We start from the raw sequence: 16,077 nt of genomic DNA on the forward strand, positions 1-16,077 counted from the left end.
ACGTGCCGTCGCATACCGTCGGTCCACCCCATCCAACAGGAGAAACGCTATGCGTACCCATACCACGACGACTACGACAGGCGTCTCGCAAGGCGCTCGCATCGTCGGCAAAGGCAGCGAAACCGCGGCGGGGCCTGGCCCCGACGTCATGGCTGCGAGCACGCTCGACGGCGACAGGATCCTCAGTACCGACGGAGAAGAAGTCGGCAAGGTCAAGGAGATCATGCTCGACGTGCAGGCTGGCCGCATCGCCTATGTCGTGATGTCGTCGGGCGGCTTCCTCGGCATCGGCGACAAGTTGCTCGCCATTCCCTGGAACGCACTGACGCTCGACACCACGCGCAAATGCTTCTTGCTGTCGCTCTGCGCCGAGCAAATCAAGAATGCGCCAGGCTTCGACAAGCAACACTGGCCCTCGATGGCGGATGCCACGTGGGCGACGTCCGTGCATCAGTATTACGGACGCGCACCGTATTGGCGCAGTCTAGGCGCGGATGACGAATACGAAGCCGACTACGACGTCGCACGCGACGACTTGGACCCGGATGCTCCCGAAGCGGGAGGCGTCAAGCTGTAAACCAAGCCGTCAAGCTGCCGGCAGCAGCCGATGCGCGGCGCATGAACCCGATGCGCCGTCATGCGCCGCGCAATGCCTTCGTCACCGATGCAAGGTAGAGCGCATCTGCGTGACTTCACGCGGCGCCACCGGCTGCGCTTCATTGCCCCAAGCATGGCGGATGAAGGTCAGGACGCGCGCGATCTCCGTGTCGCTGAGCTTGCCGACGAAGGACGGCATGCGATGCGGTTGCGGCCCATCGATCGTGTCGGCGCTGCGGCTGCCCTCGATAAGCAAGCGAACGAGCGACGCGGCATGCGGTGCGACGACGATCGGATTGCCGGCCAGCCGCGGATATTTGCCGGCCTCGCCCTGGCCGTCGGCCCTATGGCAACGCGCACAGAACGCGTTATAGATGCCCGCGCCCGGATACTCGACCGAACCCGTGCGCAACACCTCGACCGTTGCTGCATTGCGAGCGGGATCGGTATCGACGTGTCCGCTTTTCTCGCGCGGCGGCAGTGTCTTCAAGTAGGTGGCGATCGCCTGCAGATCGTCGTCGTTCATGTATTGTCCGCTGTCCTCGACGACCTCCACCATGCTGCCGAACGCCAAAAGGCCACCACCGTGGCCGTGCTTGAGGAAGGCCGCGATGTCGTCGGCCGACAACCGGCCGAGCCCGGAGTTGGGATCGCCCGTGAGATTCGGTGCGAACCAATGGTCGTTCGTGCCGCCCGTCAGATAGAGGGGATCGCCGTCGTTCAAGCCGCGCTCCTCGTAGGCGGGCCCGCGCGGCGTATGACATGCGCCGCAGTGCCCGAGGGCCTGCACGAGGTAGGCGCCGCGATTCCATTTCGCGCTGCGATCGCTGCGCGGATCGAAGCGCGTCTCGGGGGCGAACACTTCGTCCCAAACGGCGAGCGCCCACCGCTGGTTGAACGGGAACGGCAGCTTCGTTTTCGGCGCCGGCACCGCCACGGGTTTCACGCCGTGCATGAAGTACGCGTAAAGTGCATGCATATCGTCATCGCTGATCTTCGAAAACGAAGGGAACGGCATAGCCGGGTACAAGCGTTTGCCACCCGGCGCAATTCCGTCGCGCACGGCCCGCTCGAAGTCTTCGTAGCTGTAACGGCCGATGCCGAAACCCGGATCCGGCGTGATATTGCTCGCCCAGATCGTGCCGAACGGCGACCCCATCGGCAGCCCGCCGGCGAATGGTGGCGAAGGCTTCGGCGGCCGGCCCGTCGGCGCGTTCGTATGGCATCCCGCGCAATCGGCGAGCTTCGCGAGATAGGCGCCTCGCGCGACGAGGGCGGTCGCCGTATCAGCAGTATCAGCCACATCAGCCGTGACAGGAGCCGCGGCGGCGGCGCGGCATATCGCCGGCAGCGCCACGGCGCATGCTAACGCACCGCATGCGAAGCACCGTCGAAGCGATTTAGCGCGCAAGCCGAAAACCATATGCCCCTCGTTATCGATACACGGCGTTACGAGCACGCCGAAACGAGCCTGATTGCGACGTCCGTCGCCACCAGCGCGAACAGGAACAACCCGCTCGCCATGAACCCCACGCGAGCGACGAACGCTTCGCCCTCCACCTTCGTATCGTTCGATTCGAGTGTTCGACCATGCCGTGCCCGCTTGAGGCGTTGCCAATTTCGCCATGCAAGCCAGGTGCCGAACACGCCGACGACGAGCGTCATACCGCTCAGGCCGATCACGCCCCATCCGACGCCCGGCGCCAGCGGCGTGCTCAGCGGGATGTCGTGCGGAAAGCAGGTATGGGCGATCAGCGCCTCGCCCGCGCACGTTTGCAGCAGCCAGGCGGCCGGCGTGGTCAACACGCCGACCGTCAGCGTCAGCTTCGAAACCGGTTCGGCTTGCTCAGCGCGGTTCGCTTCCATGTCGCTAGAACCAATAGGGCGTCAGATAAAGCGTCGTGAAAATGAAGAGCCACACGATGTCGACGAAGTGCCAATACAAGCTGCCGATCGTGAGCGCCGCATGGCGTCTTTCGTCGAAATAGCCAAGCGCGGTCCACCATCCGAGCAGCACGAGTACGACGATGCCCACGATCACGTGCGCCAAGTGGAAACCCGTGATCGTGAAATAGAGCGATCCGTAGAGGTTCGACGTCAGCCCGTAAGGATGCTCGTGCCACTCATGAAGCTGGATGCCGACGAACACGATGCCGAGCACGACCGCAACGGCCATCGAAGCCACCGCCGAGCGCTTGCGTCTGCGACGCACGAGCCGCTCGCAGAGCCACGCGAACACGCTGCTCGATAGAAGAATCGCCGTGTTGACCGACGAAAACCCGAGTTTGGGTAATCCCTCCGGCGGCCAATGCGTGGTTTGCTGCACGGCCAGATAGAGATACGAGAAGATCAGATAGCCGAACAGCGCCGCTTCCGTCGCGATCAACGTGAGGCAGCCGAGCAAGCCGCTCGCGCGCTCCCCTGCGCTGCCCACCGGTAACGTATAGGTTGGGCGCGATAGCACGGTTTGCGTGTCCTCGCTCATCTCACGCTTCCTCCACGGGCGCCGGCTCGCGCTGCACGAGCGCGCGCTCCGGCCAGAGCCAGACAGCAATCGACACGCCGCATGCGACGATCATTGCGAGCGCCCCACCCCACCAACGCAGGGCGAGCGCAGCGAAGAACAACGCCGCGAACAGCCCCAGCATGAACGGTGCGTAGGAATCCTCGGGCATCTTCAGAATGACGTACGGCGTGCCGCCCACGGCCGTCGTCCCCAATGCCTCGCGCCCCTGACCGAGCAGATAGCCTTCATCGAGATGCGATCGCGATCGCGCCGGCTTATCGGCCTCCTCTTCCATCCGCGCCTCCCACAGCGGATGGCGGCTCGCGACGATCGGTAGGACTGCGAAGTTATACGGCGGCGGCGGCGACGGCACCGACCATTCGAGCGACGGCGCGTCCCACGGGTTGCTGCCCGCGATCGGTCCGCGCTTCAAGCTGTAGACGACGTCGACGAGAAATACGAGGATGCCGAACGCGAACACGAATGAACCGATCGACGACAGCATGTTGACGGTATTCCACCCCATGTCCGGCGCATACGTGTATATCCTGCGCGGCATGCCGAGTAGCCCCGCGATATGCATCGGGAAGAAGCCGAGATTGAAGCCGACGAACATGAGCCAGAAGGCGATGCGCCCGATCCGTTCGCTCATCATGCGGCCCGTGAATTTCGGAAACCAGAAATAGATGCCGCCCACGACGGGAAACACGTTGATGCCGATGAGCACGTAGTGCAAGTGCGCGACGACGAAGTAGGTGTCGGTCAATTGCCAGTCGAGCGGCACGGCCGCCGTCATCACGCCCGACACGCCGCCGATCACGAACAGCAGCACGAAGCCCGCGAAGAAGAAGAACGGCACGCGAAACACGGGACGTCCGAGCCAAATCGTCGCAATCCAGGCGAACGTCGCGACGGCGCTCGGAATCGAAATGATCATGCTCGCCGAGCCGAAAAACGCCAAGGCCAACGGCGGGATGCCCGTCGCGAACATGTGGTGAATCCATACGACGAAGCCGACGACCATCGTCGCCACCGTCGAGATGGCGACAGGCCCATAGCCGACGAGCGGACGGCGGCAAAAAACGGGCAACGCATCGGAGACGATGCCCATCGCCGGCAGCACGACGACATAGACCCACGGGTGCGCGAAAATCCAGAACAGATGCTGCCAAAGCAGCGCGTGTCCGCCGGCCGCCACGTCGAAGAAATGCGTGCCGATGCGGCGATCGAGCCAGAGCATCAAGAACGCCACGCTGACGGACGGCACCGCAAGCAGATTGCCGACCGAAGCCGTCAACGTGCCCCACACGAGCACGGGAATACGATCGATCGACATGCCGGGTGCGCGCATGCGCAGCAGCGTCACGACGAAGTTGGCCGCGCCGACCGTCGTCGAAATGCCGAGCAAGACCATGCCGAGCGCGTAGATGTCGATGTTCGGGCCGGGATCGTACGTAAGGCCCGACAGCGGCACGTAATTGAACCAGCCGGCGTCGGCGCCTTGGCCGAGCGGGAAACTCGCATAGAGAAAGATGCCCGCAAACAGGAACACCCAATACGAAAATGCATTGAGCCGAGGAAAAGCCATGTCGCGGCCGCCGAGCACGAGCGGCCATAAATAGTTGGAGAAGCCCGACAGCACCGGCAGCGCGTAAAGGAAGATCATCGTCATGCCGTGCATCGTGAAGAGCTGATCGTATTGCTCGGGCGTCAGGACGCCGGCGTTGGGGCGCGCAAGTTGCACGCGCATGATCAACGCTTCGATGCCGCCGATCAGCAAGAAGAGGAATGCCGTCACCAGATACCGCAGGCCGATCGACTTGTGATCGACGGTCGAGAGCCAGCCGCGCCAGCCGGGGGGGGCCTCCCACAGTTCGTGCAGTTGCGCCTTGCCGGCCTCGTCGATTACGCCGCGTTGCAGCGGGCGCGATAGACGCACGGTACCGGGAGGATCGCCGGGCAATGCGGAGATAGGCGTCTCTGACATCGTTCGTCGCTCACTGCAAAGTGGTGAGGTAAGCCGATAGCGCCGCCGCATCCGAAACGGACAGCGCGATCGACGGCATCAGCGAGTCGGGCTTGATGCGCTGCGCGTGCTCGATCCAATCGAGTCGATGTTCAGCGGTATTCGTCATTTGCCCGGCCGCGATCAGGCGGCGCGAGGCTAGATGCGTCAGATCGGGCGCCTGCATGCCGGCCGCCGACGTACCGCGCACGGAATGGCATCCGGCGCAGCGATCGTCGAAGATGTGCTGGCCCGCGCGTGCATCGGGCGTGGCGACGACCGCGGCGCCGCTGCGTTGGGCCTCGCGCCACGCATCGAAGTCGGCCTGCGGCTGTGCGACCACTTCGAATGCCATGTGCGCATGCTGCGCGCCGCAAAACTGCGAGCACTGCCCGCGATAGATGCCGGGGGTGTCCGCTTCGATCCATTGCACGTTCGTTTGGCCCGGGATCATTTCGGTCTTGCCCGCAAGCTGCGGCGCCCAGAACGTGTGGATAACGTCGGCACTGCGCAATTCGACGCGTACGGGCACGCCTACGGGAATGTGGATTTCGTTCGCGGTGACGAATGCGCGCGACGGATCGTCGGCGTCGGGGTAATCGATCTTCCACCACCAATCGTACGAGGTGACGCTAATCGTCAGCGGCGGATCGTGCGGCGGCGACGCCACCGAATCGAGCGTGGTCATCGCGTAGACGAGTGCGGCGAACAATGCGATCGACGATAGGCCCGTGCCGATGACGATCCAATTCGTCCCGCCGGCGTCGGGCGGGAGTGCGTCGGAAGCCTCTGCGGGAAGCGGCCGGCGGCGCCTCGCCAATGCCCCGACGAGCAGCACCGCGATGATGACGACCACGACCGAGACGAGCGCGATCAGCGCCCAGCCGAGGCGATAGGTGGGGGCCGATGCGGGACCGGCCGCATGCAACACGTATTGGAGCGGAGCGGCGCTCATCGTGCCACGCACTCAGCCGGCCATTCCGGCTGGGCCGTTGTCGCGTTCTCCTGATGGGTTGCATGTGTTTGACATGAGGGAATCCTCCACGACGTTCGAGATCGAGACATACGAACGATGCAAACGACATGCCTACCGCCCGCGCGACGCGAAGGGCTTCATCAGCTTCATCGACGTACTCGATGCGCAGCGGCAATTGTCGCAAGTGCAAGCGCAATTCGTACAAGCTCAGACGCAAGTCGAGACCGATCTCGTCGCGCTTTATAAAGCGCTCGGCGGGGGCTGGCAGAGCGCGGCATAGCGCTTGCTTCGTCGTCGAAAGCGGCGGCATGCCGCCGCATGTCGGCTTCCGCCGCACGCGCAGATTCGACACGACCGGCACGATTCGAATGACGACGAAGTCCATTTCCGACACTACCTCGCGCGACACCGCGGCGCGCCACGGCATATTCACGCCTCGCGTTCCCGACGCGCTCGACTCGACACCGATCGCCGCCGTGCGTGCGCATGCTTACCAGATTCCAACCGATGCGCCGGAGGCGGACGGTACGTTCGAGTGGACCTCGACCACGCTCGTCGTCGTTGAAATCGACGCAGGCGGGTGTACGGGGCTCGGCTACACGTACACGGACGCCAGCGCCGTCGCGCTGATCAGAGAGACGCTCGCCAAGGAACTCCTGCACGAGCACGTCGGCCGCATTCGCGCGCTCACGCAGCGTTTATGGCGGCACGTGCGCAATATCGGTCGCTCGGGTTTGTGCGCAACCGCAATCTCAGCGCTCGATTTCGCGCTATGGGACCTCAACGCCAGATTGCTCGGCGTTCCGCTCGTGCAGCTCATCGGCGGCATGCTGCGCGAGCGCGTGCAGATCTATGGCAGCGGCGGCTTCACGAGTTACGACGATGCGACGTTGCGCGATCAACTCGCTCGTTGGGTCGATGTGGACGGCTGCCGTGCGGTCAAGATGAAAGTCGGCACACAGCCTGAGCGCGATCCGGAGCGGGTCGAGGCGGCGCGCGATGCGATCGGCAATGCCGCACTGTTCGTCGATGCGAACGGCGCATTGACCGTCAACGACGCGCTGCAATGTGCGCGGCAGTTCGCCGATCACGGTGTCGTGTGGTTCGAAGAGCCCGTTTCATCGGATGATTTGTGCGGTATGCGTCTAGTGCGTGACGCAGCGCCCGCATCGATGGATATCGCCGCCGGCGAATACGCCTACACGAGCGACGATTTTCGTCGAATGCTGGAGGCAAATGCGATCGACGTGCTGCAAGCCGATGCGACGCGTTGCGGCGGCGTGACCGGTTTCATGCAGGCGGCGCAGTTGTGCGACGCGTGGCATATCCCACTCTCCGCACATTGCGCGCCCGCGTTGCATCGACATCTGGCCGCCGCCGCCCCGCGTCTGCGGCACATCGAATGGTTCCACGATCATGTGCGTATCGAATCGATGCTGTTCGACGGCGCACCTCGCGCCAGCCACGGCACCATCGCGCCCGATCTCTCACGGCCCGGCTGCGGACTCGAATTCAAGCATGCCGATGCGGCGCCTTATGCTCTATGAAGCGCTATGAAGCCCTATGAAGCACGATGAATGGAGAACACCGCCGATGAACCGCACGACGAATGGCCTTGTCGCTGCGCTGAGCGTCGCCGCGGGCGCGGTAGCCGCTGCGGCAATGGTCAAAGCAGCGTCGTCGCACGGCGCGCCCATGGACGGACCGGCAGCACGCGCGCTGCGAACCGCGCGCAATGCAGGCCCGTTAGCCGCGCGCCGGGCAGCAAGCGAAGACCGCGTCGACGCACACATTCACGCCGCGCGCGCATTCAATCGCAGTTCCGCACTGCTCGCTTGGTCCGCATTGGCGGATTCCGCGGTCGAGCACTATCGCGGTTCGTTCGAGAATCGCGCGATGTACACGCCTTTGATCGTCGGCACGCTGTCGTTGGCGGCCGGATTGCATGGCGACGCCGATCGTGTCGGCAATCGCCATCGCGTGCGTCACGCGATTTATTTGGCGGCTGCCGGCGTCGGCGTCGCAGGAACGGGCTTTCACCTCTACAACGTGACGAAGCGGCCGGGCGGATTCAGTTGGCACAACTTGTTTTACGGCGCACCGCTCGGCGCGCCCATGGCGCTGCTGCTGTCGGGCGCGCTCGGTGCAGTCGGAGAGCGGCTGCGCGATGAACCCGCCCACGCTCCACGCCTGTTCGGTATGCCGGCCGGACAAGCGCTCGCACTACTCGCGGCGGCCGGCATGATCGGCACCGTTGGCGAAGTCGCCCTGCTGCATTTTCGCGGGGCGTTTCAACACCGCGCCATGTACGCTCCCGTGACGATTCCGCCCATCGCCACGGCGCTGCTCGTGCGCGCCGCACTCGCGCCACCACGGTTCAATGTGTGGACGCGCGTTTGGCTGCGCATGACGGCAGCGCTCGGCGTGGTCGGCGTCGCGTTCCATGTGCGCGGCGTCGCTCGCAATCAAGGCGGTTGGCGCAATTGGTCGCAAAACATACTGAACGGGCCGCCGCTGCCCGCGCCGCCTAGCTTCACCGCGCTGGCGACAGCGGCACTCGCCGCCTTGCGTTTAAGGGACACGGAACGATGAGCACAGATCGCCAATCGCGTTATCCAGGCTACGACGTCATGCTCAAGCGTGACACGCCATCGTGGGACGACGTCACACGCGAAGTGATCGATGCCCGACTCGCGCAACCCAACACGCCGCGCTTTTGCAACGATGCACAGTGGCGCGCACTGAGCGCGTTGTGCACGGTGATCGTTCCTCGGTCTCGCGCGGCCAAGGGAGCCGCCACGGTCAACGACGCCAAGGTCGAAGATCAAGGCAATCGTTGGCGCGAACCGTCCGTCCCGGTAGCGGCGTTCGTCGACATGAAGCTCTTCCATGACGATCGCGACGGATACCGCGATGCAAGGTTGCCACCGCTTCGCGACGCATGGCGCATCGGCCTGGCCGCGCTCGATGCCGAAAGCCGTAGTGCTCACGGCGCAGCATTCGCCGACATCGACGAAACGCAGCAACGTGCGCTCGTCACCCGTATGCAGCGCGGCGAGCTGACAGACGGCGCATGGGAAGGCATGCCGTGCGATGTCTTCTTCGGCTTGCGCGTATTGCCCGACATCGCGAGCACGTACTACGCGCATCCGCAGGCATGGAATGAAATCGGCTTCGGCGGCCCCGCGAACCCGAGGGGATACGTGCGCATGCAAGCGAATCGCCGCGATCCTTGGGATGCATCCGAAGCGAAGCCGGGACACGAAGCTCGCGCACGCGAGGAGAACCGTCGTGCGCGATGACGCCATGCATACCCCTCGCGGCAAGAACGGTCGGGCGCCCGATGTATTCACCGTCGGCGGTTGGCTGCCGATGCAGGAATATCCGCAGGACGATGCCGTCGACTTTGCAATCGTCGGCACCGGTGCCGGCGGCGGCACGCTGGCCTGCCGCCTCGCCGAGCAAGGCTTTCGCGTGGTGGCCTTCGATGCCGGTGCTTGGTGGCGCCCGCTCGAAGAATTCGCTTCCGACGAGACGCACCAATCGAAACTGTACTGGACCGACGAACGCATCTGCGACGGCGAGCAGCCGCTCAAGCTCGGCAGCAACAACAGCGGCAAAGCGGTTGGCGGCAGCACCGTCCACTTCGCGATGGTGTCGCTGCGCTTTCGTCCGGAGTGGTTCAAATCGCGCAGCCTGCTCGGCTATGGCGCCGACTGGCCGATCGATTGGCGCGAGATGTGGCGCTATTACGCGTACGTCGAAGACGCGCTGAAGATCTCGGGCCCGGTGAATTATCCGTGGGGCCCGCATCGCCCTCGCTATCCGTATCGCGCGCACGAGCTCAACGCGGCCGCGCTCGTGCTGGCTCGCGGCTGCGAAGCGCTCGGCATTCCGTGGTGTCCAACGCCGCTCGCCACGATTTCCTCGCCGCGTGGAAAAGCACACCCGTGCGTCTATCGCGGGTTTTGTGTGACAGGCTGCGCGACGAACGCCAAGCAAAGCGCGCTCGTCACGTGGATTCCGCGCGCGGTCAAAGCGGGTGCGGAAATCCGCGACTTGTCGATGGTCGGCCGCATCGCACTCGACGAGCACGATCGCGCACACGGTGTCGAATACTTTCGCGAAGGACGTTGGCAATTCCAGCGCGCTCGCAACGTCGTCGTCGCCGGTTACGCGATCGAAACGCCGCGACTGTTGCTGATGTCGGCAACGCCGCGCTTTCCGGAAGGCCTTGCGAATCGCTCGGGCCTCGTCGGCAAGAACTTGATGGTGCAGTCGAATCAGGCTGTCTGGGGCCTGATGGACGAAGAGATTCGCTGGTACAAGGGGCCGCCCTCGCTCGCGATGACAGAGCATTGGAACTACACGGACAAAGGCAAGGACTTCTTCGGCGGCTACTGCTACATGAGCCAGGGCCCGCTACCGAACGCTTGGGCCGACGTGCAAACGGGGCGTGGCCTCTGGGGCGAAGCGCTGCATGGCGAGATGGAGAAGTACAACCATCAAGCCGGATTGAAGATCGTCGGCGAGACCCTGCCGCAGGAGATGAATCGCGTGACGCTGGCCGATGAGAAAGACGCCTACGGATTGCCGATCGCGCGCGTCACGCATTCGCTGTGCGACAGCGACAAACGGCTCGTGCGGCACGCGCTCGACTTCATGAACACGGCTCTGGACGCCGCGGGCGCGAAAGAGATCTGGCGTCAGGACGACGATACGTGCCATCTGAACGGCACGGCGCGCATGGGTGACGATCCTCGAACGAGCGTAGTCGACGCGGATTGCCGCAGTTGGGACATTCCGAATCTTTGGATCTGCGACGGTTCGGTTTTTCCGACTGTCGGCGGCGTCAATCCATCGCTGACGATTCAAGCAATTGCTTGCCGCACGGCGGACCGCATGGCGGCGCTGCGTGCGCGCGGCGAATTGTAAGTCGTAGCCGTGTCCCACCCGGCACGTTCGTTGCGTGAAAACCAGCGAGAGGGTCCCACTTTTTGGAGGACAGCTATCGTGGAAAATGCGCAAAACAATCCGACTCAAGCGCAGCAAAATGAAATCGCGGCCAAGAGCCCGGCGAAGACGCCCGCCGCCGGCGACATGCCTGATGCGAAAACGCAAGGCCGCGAGTTCGGTAAGACCAAACGCGCCACGTCCGCCGAAGCCGTGGCCGCCAAAGATCCTGCCCCGCTCCCGTCGATCGAGCATGGCGCGAAAGATGCGGACAGCCCAGACCCGGTCGCGCGCGCGAACGCGCATATCGTCTCCGTGGACAACGCGGGCATGGCCGCTTCGGATAGCACTGTCGACACGGACGGCAAGGGACTAGAAGCGCGACACGATCGGTCGATGTGGCAAGACAACGTGATCCATTCGAATGCCTCGCTCGACGACTCCATACCGGTACCGCCCGACGGCCTGGTCGATCTCGACAGCCGTCCCGGACGCAATGTACCGATCATTGCGACACGAGCGGGATGGCGCATCGCCTATCACGGGACGGTCAACTTCGAGCAGCGAAACGGTACGCGTGCGGAGCAAGTGTTCAGCCTGGAGCGCACGGAGAACGGACATACGCACGAGTAGGCGATGCATTCCCGTGCAGGGTTGATGCTATGGGGTTGCGGCACCTGGACTGATTAGGCCGCCGCGAGCAGATCGAATTCCGTATGAATCTTCTCGTACGGCACATGGATTTTGCCGTTCGGCGTGCGCTCGATGAGCCCCCATTCGAGCAATACAGCGGCGTCTTCATGAACCCGCTTGACGTCTCGCTCCAGACTGCGCGCGAGCGCACGCAAGCTGACTTCGCCGAGTGCCTGCAGACGCTCGATCAATTCCCATCGCTTAGGCGTCAGCACAGAAAACAAAGCTTTCGGAGACTCGAACTCGAACGTGTCCGTATCGGAACCGCCGTCGCGCCAGGCTTTGATGAACTGCTCGCCCAGCTCCGCGAGCGCTGTCGCGGCATCCCGGCGAATGCGAATAGTGGCGGTTTTCATGGTGACCTCCTGCGCGTAACTTCTGCGATAAATTCTCGGACCAGTTCCTCGGGCCCCATGAAGCGATAGGGTTCTTCGACGCCGTCGACATGCCGATGGTCCCCCTTGGGCCGCTCATTGTCATATCCGACGACGCGATTGCCAGCGTAGCCGTAAAACAATCGATATTTGTAGCAATGCGAACTGCCTTCTACCGGCTTTGGAACTTCCCAGATAACCATTTCGAGAATCGCGCCGTCATCGAATGCCATCCGGTTACGGTGGATCAATCGTGCTTTCATGTTGGCGATTATGCCAACACCCCCTCTTCATTGTCAAATCCGCCGACACCCTGCGATGCAGCACCCGGCACGCCATATGCGCGCACGGAGCGCACGGCTGCGCGCACGATCTCATCGCGCCTCGACAACGAAACCGCATTCATGACCCTTGCCCCGTGGAGACTGCCATGCCCGCTCACGTCGCTTCCCCAACATCGTCGTCATCACGGGTGCCAGCGCTGGCGTCGGCCGCGCGGCCGCTCTCGCCTTTGCGCGGCTCGGCGCCGACGTCGCGCTGCTCGCTCGCGACGAAGAAGCGCTAGCGCAAGTCGCCGATCTCGCACGCGGATGCGGCGTACGCGCATTGCCGATCGCAACCGACGTGAGTTCATCCGATGAAGTCGAAGCCGCGGCCGAGCGCATCGAGACAGAATTGGGCCCCATCGACGTCTGGGTCAACGATGCGATGGTGACGATGTTCGCGTCCGTCGCGCGCATGACGCCGCCCGAATTCGCGCGCATTACCGAAGTGACGTACCTCGGCTACGTCTGGGGCACGATGGCCGCACTCAAACGAATGAGCCCGCGCAACAAGGGCGTCATCGTCCAAGTGGGCTCCGCGCTCGCCTATCGCTCGATTCCCTTGCAATCGGCGTATTGCGGCGCCAAGCACGCGATCCGAGGCTTCACCGACGCGCTGCGCTGCGAACTCATACACGACAAGAGCGGCGTACGCGTGACGATGGTGCAGATGCCCGCGCTCAACACGCCGCAGTTCGACTGGGCGCTCAGCCGCATGCTAGGCGCGCCGCGTCCCGTCGCTCCTGTCTATGAGCCCGAAGTGGCCGCGCGAGCGATCGTCTGGGCAGCAACGCATCCACGGCGCGAACTCCACGTCGGGCTGTCATCGATCAAAGCGATCGTCGCCAACAAAATCGCGCCGGGCTATTTGGATCGTTATCTCGCGAAGCGCGCATTTCGCGCTCAGCAGCGCAACAGTGCGACAGATCCCGAGCATCGCGTAGACCTTTGGCACCCTGTTCCAGGCGCACATCGATTGCGCGGCTCGTTCAGCAACGAAGCGAAGTCGACGTGCGCTTCGCTATGGCTCGACACGCATCGCGGCGCGGCATTGGGCGCGGCGCTGGCGTTGGGTTTGGCGGTGGCCGCATTGCTCTCGCGGCGCGGCGCTTGACTCGAAGACGTCGCCCTATTCAAGGGGGAGTCGGAGCAACGTAAATACCCACTCTATCGTGGCCATCGCGGTAGATCACCATGACATAACCGCGCTTCGGCACCCTTCCGCTCGAATATTCGCCATAAACGCTGAAAGAGAAATTCCCGTTCGTCACGGTGGCATTGTCCGGACCACCGATAGGCCACGTGCATTCGACGGTGCATGTGTCGCTAACGCCCGTTCCGGTCACCGTATCGAGTACCGTGCCCGAAACCGGCGCCGATTCTCCATCGGCAATCAGCCCCGGATAGTCGGTGATCTGAACCTTGTAACGCGCCGCCACCGATACGGGCGTAAACGTAAAGTCCTGAGACTGAGGCTGAACGTCGGAATGGTCCCGCAAAGAAGCCTTGAGCGTGACCGTTTCTCCCACGGTATCGGCGAAATAGGCATCGGCGATGTCCTGCCCGTTTTCGCTGTGCGTCTGCACGTAAAGCGTATGACTGTCCGAGCCCGATTGAACATACGGTTTGCTCGTATCGAAGCTTGCCGATCCGCCCACGAATTCGAATCTCACGATCTGCGCTTCGCCAAGTGCTTTGCCGTTGACCGTGACGACGGCTCGGCCTTCATTCTCGGATGTCCCGTCCGCCTGCTCGCCGTTGGGCGTGAGCGAGCTCAACGTCAACTCGTAGCTCGCCGCGACGGCGGTGAACGTATACGTCGCCGGATCGCTCTGGACGGTCGGGTTCTTCGTCATCCAAGCGATCATCTTGCCCGTCTCGGCCGTCGTGTCGGTGAAGCTCACATCGGAATGGCCCATCGGGCCTGTCTTCGGACCGTCAATCTGCTGCAACCCGTTGCTAAAGACGGCCCAGCCTTGGGTGATCTTGAACGTAACGGGCTGGTCGGACTCGAGCAAGCTGCCAAGCGTGAGCTTGGCGTCGGCCTGGTTCGTGGTCTTGCCGTCGGCGGCGACACTTGTATCGGGAATATTGAGCACGAGCTTGTAGCCCGACGTGTCGGTATCGTCGGCCGATTGCGATTGAAGCGCCTCGTTCGCCTGTGTCATGGATGGCCCCGTGAGTTGACAGTGGGCATCATTGCCCTGCATTCATTACGACGCCGACGGAAACGAGATGAATTCCACCGGATAGGGAAATTGAAGGGACCCCGTTTGCCCCGTCACGGACAACGCAACGTTCACCTTCTCTTCTTTCGTGTCGACGATCTGAGCCCATCCGCAACCGTCGCTGTACAACGTGACGGTGCGCGTATGCGGCGTGTCCGGATCGGCGCCCACGATCGTCGCGTGGCTATCCTCGTCGACGATCGTGACCGTCACGACCTGCTCGATGAACGCAGGCAAAACCTGAAAATAGATCGAACACGCCGTCGCACCGTCGCTCGGTACGTGGGTCGTGTAGTTGTATCCCATGAGGCCCGCGGCGCTTCCGTCCAAGTAATCGCTGAACGTCGCGTTCTCGACGGGTGGATCGCCCGGCAACGTATTGGAATAGGCCACGATCGTGATCATGCTTTGATCGCTCGTCGACATGCTGAAGGTGGCAAGGCCATCGCCATCGAGTTGCGTTCGATACGTCGTCGGGTCGCCGCTCTGCGCTTCGGCGATGACGCAGCCCGCCGAGACCGAGATCGTCACCGACAGTCCCGGTTCGCCGAATACGGTGCCACAATTGCAGGGCTTCAGGTTGGGGAGTTGATTCGACTGCTTCGCCGCACCCTGGGTGGAGGTCAACTGCAACGCGGTGATGTCGGACCACGAAATCTCAACCTTCGTGTTCAGCGAAGGGTGCGTGGCACCCTGCCGCAGCACCTCGTAATACGCCACGCCGCTGCCGAGATCGCCGAGCGGTTGAATACTGCTCAAAGGAATCGTATCCTGGATGTAACCGTTGTAAACATCCGCGGCTTGCGCCATGATTGGCGGATTCGTTTCGTAGGCGGCTTGCGGAACCTCACGCCCAGCTTCATCGAAGCCTTGCCAATGGAACGTGACCTGATCGCCCTGCTGAAGCCCGTATTCGGCCTTGATCGGCGTGCCGTCGTGTTCGGAAAGCTGCGCATAGCGCAGCACGCCGTCGACGGCATCGGGAAAGAGCGGGTTCGGGTAGTTGCTGGCCGTGGAGCCTTCGATGGTCACCGGCTGCGGGAGCGAATCGACGAGATCGCCAACCTCATTGGTTTTCGTGTAGGTCGCGCGATAGGACCCGTTCGGAATCTTGCCGGGATCGAATTCCGTATCCCACGACGTGTTGTCGATGTTGGCTTTGTCGATATAAACGACGTTTTCCGAGGGCGTATCGTTCAGATAGCCCTGTATCTTATCGCCCGGGCTGGCGTGCCAATTCTTTTGATAGTTCGCCACCTGGACGATGATTTTCTGACCCGGAGAAAGATCGTCGACGTGGATGATCCGTTGTCCCGCTTCTTCGACAGATTGCGGAAGCGTGGGGGCATCCAATTCGATCGTCTCGTTCTTGGTCGTGCGTCGTGTGTGCTCGTTCATCATCCGATGCTCATTCGCCATCGC

16 protein-coding genes and 1 pseudogene are annotated in these 16,077 nt (G+C 63.0%); 8 read left to right on the forward strand and 9 right to left on the reverse strand.

Annotated elements, in window-relative coordinates:
* Positions 1-49: 49 nt before the first annotated feature.
* Positions 50-577, forward strand: coding sequence for a PRC-barrel domain-containing protein (locus J3485_RS24830; RefSeq protein ID WP_206956980.1), 528 nt, complete (start codon positions 50-52; stop codon positions 575-577).
* Between the two features lie 81 nt (positions 578-658).
* Here J3485_RS24830 and J3485_RS24835 read toward each other — a convergent pair whose 3' ends face one another.
* The 5 genes from J3485_RS24835 to coxB are packed head-to-tail and all read right to left on the reverse strand — an operon-like array spanning position 659 to position 6,063.
* A complete protein-coding gene (locus tag J3485_RS24835; RefSeq protein WP_206956981.1) occupies positions 659-2,020 on the reverse strand; it encodes a c-type cytochrome in 1,362 nt (453 codons plus the stop codon).
* Positions 2,021-2,046: 26 nt separating this feature from the next.
* Positions 2,047-2,463, reverse strand: a complete 417-nt coding sequence (locus J3485_RS24840) for a hypothetical protein (RefSeq protein WP_206956982.1) — start codon at positions 2,461-2,463, stop codon at positions 2,047-2,049.
* A gap of 4 nt (positions 2,464-2,467) precedes the next feature.
* Positions 2,468-3,082 (reverse strand): cytochrome c oxidase subunit 3, encoded by a 615-nt coding sequence (locus J3485_RS24845; protein WP_206956983.1) that lies wholly within the window; start codon positions 3,080-3,082, stop codon positions 2,468-2,470.
* 1 nt (position 3,083) lies between these two features.
* A complete protein-coding gene (gene ctaD, locus J3485_RS24850; RefSeq protein ID WP_206956984.1) occupies positions 3,084-5,090 on the reverse strand; it encodes a cytochrome c oxidase subunit I in 2,007 nt (668 codons plus the stop codon).
* Between the two features lie 10 nt (positions 5,091-5,100).
* The gene (gene coxB, locus J3485_RS24855; protein ID WP_206956985.1) at positions 5,101-6,063 is read right to left on the reverse strand and encodes a cytochrome c oxidase subunit II; all 963 of its coding nucleotides are present in this window, start codon (positions 6,061-6,063) and stop codon (positions 5,101-5,103) included.
* Positions 6,064-6,151: 88 nt separating this feature from the next.
* Between coxB and J3485_RS29120 the strand changes: the two are divergent.
* From J3485_RS29120 to J3485_RS24885, 6 genes and pseudogenes are all read left to right on the forward strand, one after another.
* Positions 6,152-6,364, forward strand: a pseudogene (locus J3485_RS29120) (TolC family protein); the annotation flags it as partial.
* A gap of 88 nt (positions 6,365-6,452) precedes the next feature.
* A complete protein-coding gene (locus J3485_RS24865) occupies positions 6,453-7,631 on the forward strand; it encodes an enolase C-terminal domain-like protein (RefSeq protein WP_206956987.1) in 1,179 nt (392 codons plus the stop codon).
* A gap of 46 nt (positions 7,632-7,677) precedes the next feature.
* On the forward strand, positions 7,678-8,676 hold the full coding sequence (locus J3485_RS24870) for a hypothetical protein (protein ID WP_206956988.1): 999 nt from the start codon (positions 7,678-7,680) through the stop codon (positions 8,674-8,676).
* A complete protein-coding gene (locus J3485_RS24875; RefSeq protein ID WP_206956989.1) occupies positions 8,673-9,386 on the forward strand; it encodes a gluconate 2-dehydrogenase subunit 3 family protein in 714 nt (237 codons plus the stop codon). The genes J3485_RS24870 and J3485_RS24875 overlap by 4 nt, the downstream gene beginning before the upstream one ends.
* Positions 9,376-11,019 carry a GMC family oxidoreductase gene (locus tag J3485_RS24880; RefSeq protein ID WP_206956990.1) on the forward strand — a complete coding sequence of 548 codons (1,644 nt, stop codon included), beginning with the start codon at positions 9,376-9,378 and terminating at the stop codon, positions 11,017-11,019. Before J3485_RS24875 ends, J3485_RS24880 begins: the two co-directional genes overlap by 11 nt.
* A 78-nt stretch (positions 11,020-11,097) precedes the next feature.
* Positions 11,098-11,670, forward strand: a complete 573-nt coding sequence (locus tag J3485_RS24885; protein ID WP_206956991.1) for a DUF3005 domain-containing protein — start codon at positions 11,098-11,100, stop codon at positions 11,668-11,670.
* A gap of 53 nt (positions 11,671-11,723) precedes the next feature.
* Here the strand turns inward: J3485_RS24885 and J3485_RS24890 are convergent, their stop codons facing one another.
* Together J3485_RS24890 and J3485_RS24895 are read right to left on the reverse strand one after the other, a co-directional pair.
* Positions 11,724-12,086: an HVO_A0114 family putative DNA-binding protein gene (locus J3485_RS24890; RefSeq protein WP_242538921.1), complete on the reverse strand. Its 363-nt coding sequence runs from the start codon at positions 12,084-12,086 to the stop codon at positions 11,724-11,726.
* Positions 12,083-12,367 carry a toxin-antitoxin system TumE family protein gene (locus tag J3485_RS24895; RefSeq protein WP_242538922.1) on the reverse strand — a complete coding sequence of 95 codons (285 nt, stop codon included), beginning with the start codon at positions 12,365-12,367 and terminating at the stop codon, positions 12,083-12,085. Before J3485_RS24895 ends, J3485_RS24890 begins: the two co-directional genes overlap by 4 nt.
* Before the next feature lie 148 nt (positions 12,368-12,515).
* Here J3485_RS24895 and J3485_RS24900 point away from each other — a divergent pair, with 148 nt between their 5' ends.
* Entirely contained in the window at positions 12,516-13,541 is a 1,026-nt protein-coding gene (locus J3485_RS24900; protein WP_242538923.1) for an SDR family oxidoreductase, read from the forward strand.
* A gap of 19 nt (positions 13,542-13,560) precedes the next feature.
* Here J3485_RS24900 and J3485_RS24905 read toward each other — a convergent pair whose 3' ends face one another.
* Together J3485_RS24905 and J3485_RS24910 are read right to left on the reverse strand one after the other, a co-directional pair.
* Positions 13,561-14,595, reverse strand: coding sequence for a hypothetical protein (locus tag J3485_RS24905; protein ID WP_206956992.1), 1,035 nt, complete (start codon positions 14,593-14,595; stop codon positions 13,561-13,563).
* A gap of 45 nt (positions 14,596-14,640) precedes the next feature.
* Complete coding sequence (locus J3485_RS24910) at positions 14,641-16,074, reverse strand: hypothetical protein (protein WP_206956993.1); 1,434 nt, start codon at positions 16,072-16,074, stop codon at positions 14,641-14,643.
* Between the last annotated feature and the right edge of the window lie 3 nt (positions 16,075-16,077).

It is taken from the genome of Trinickia acidisoli, assembly GCF_017315725.1.
Classification (GTDB): Bacteria; Pseudomonadota; Gammaproteobacteria; order Burkholderiales; family Burkholderiaceae; genus Trinickia; species Trinickia acidisoli.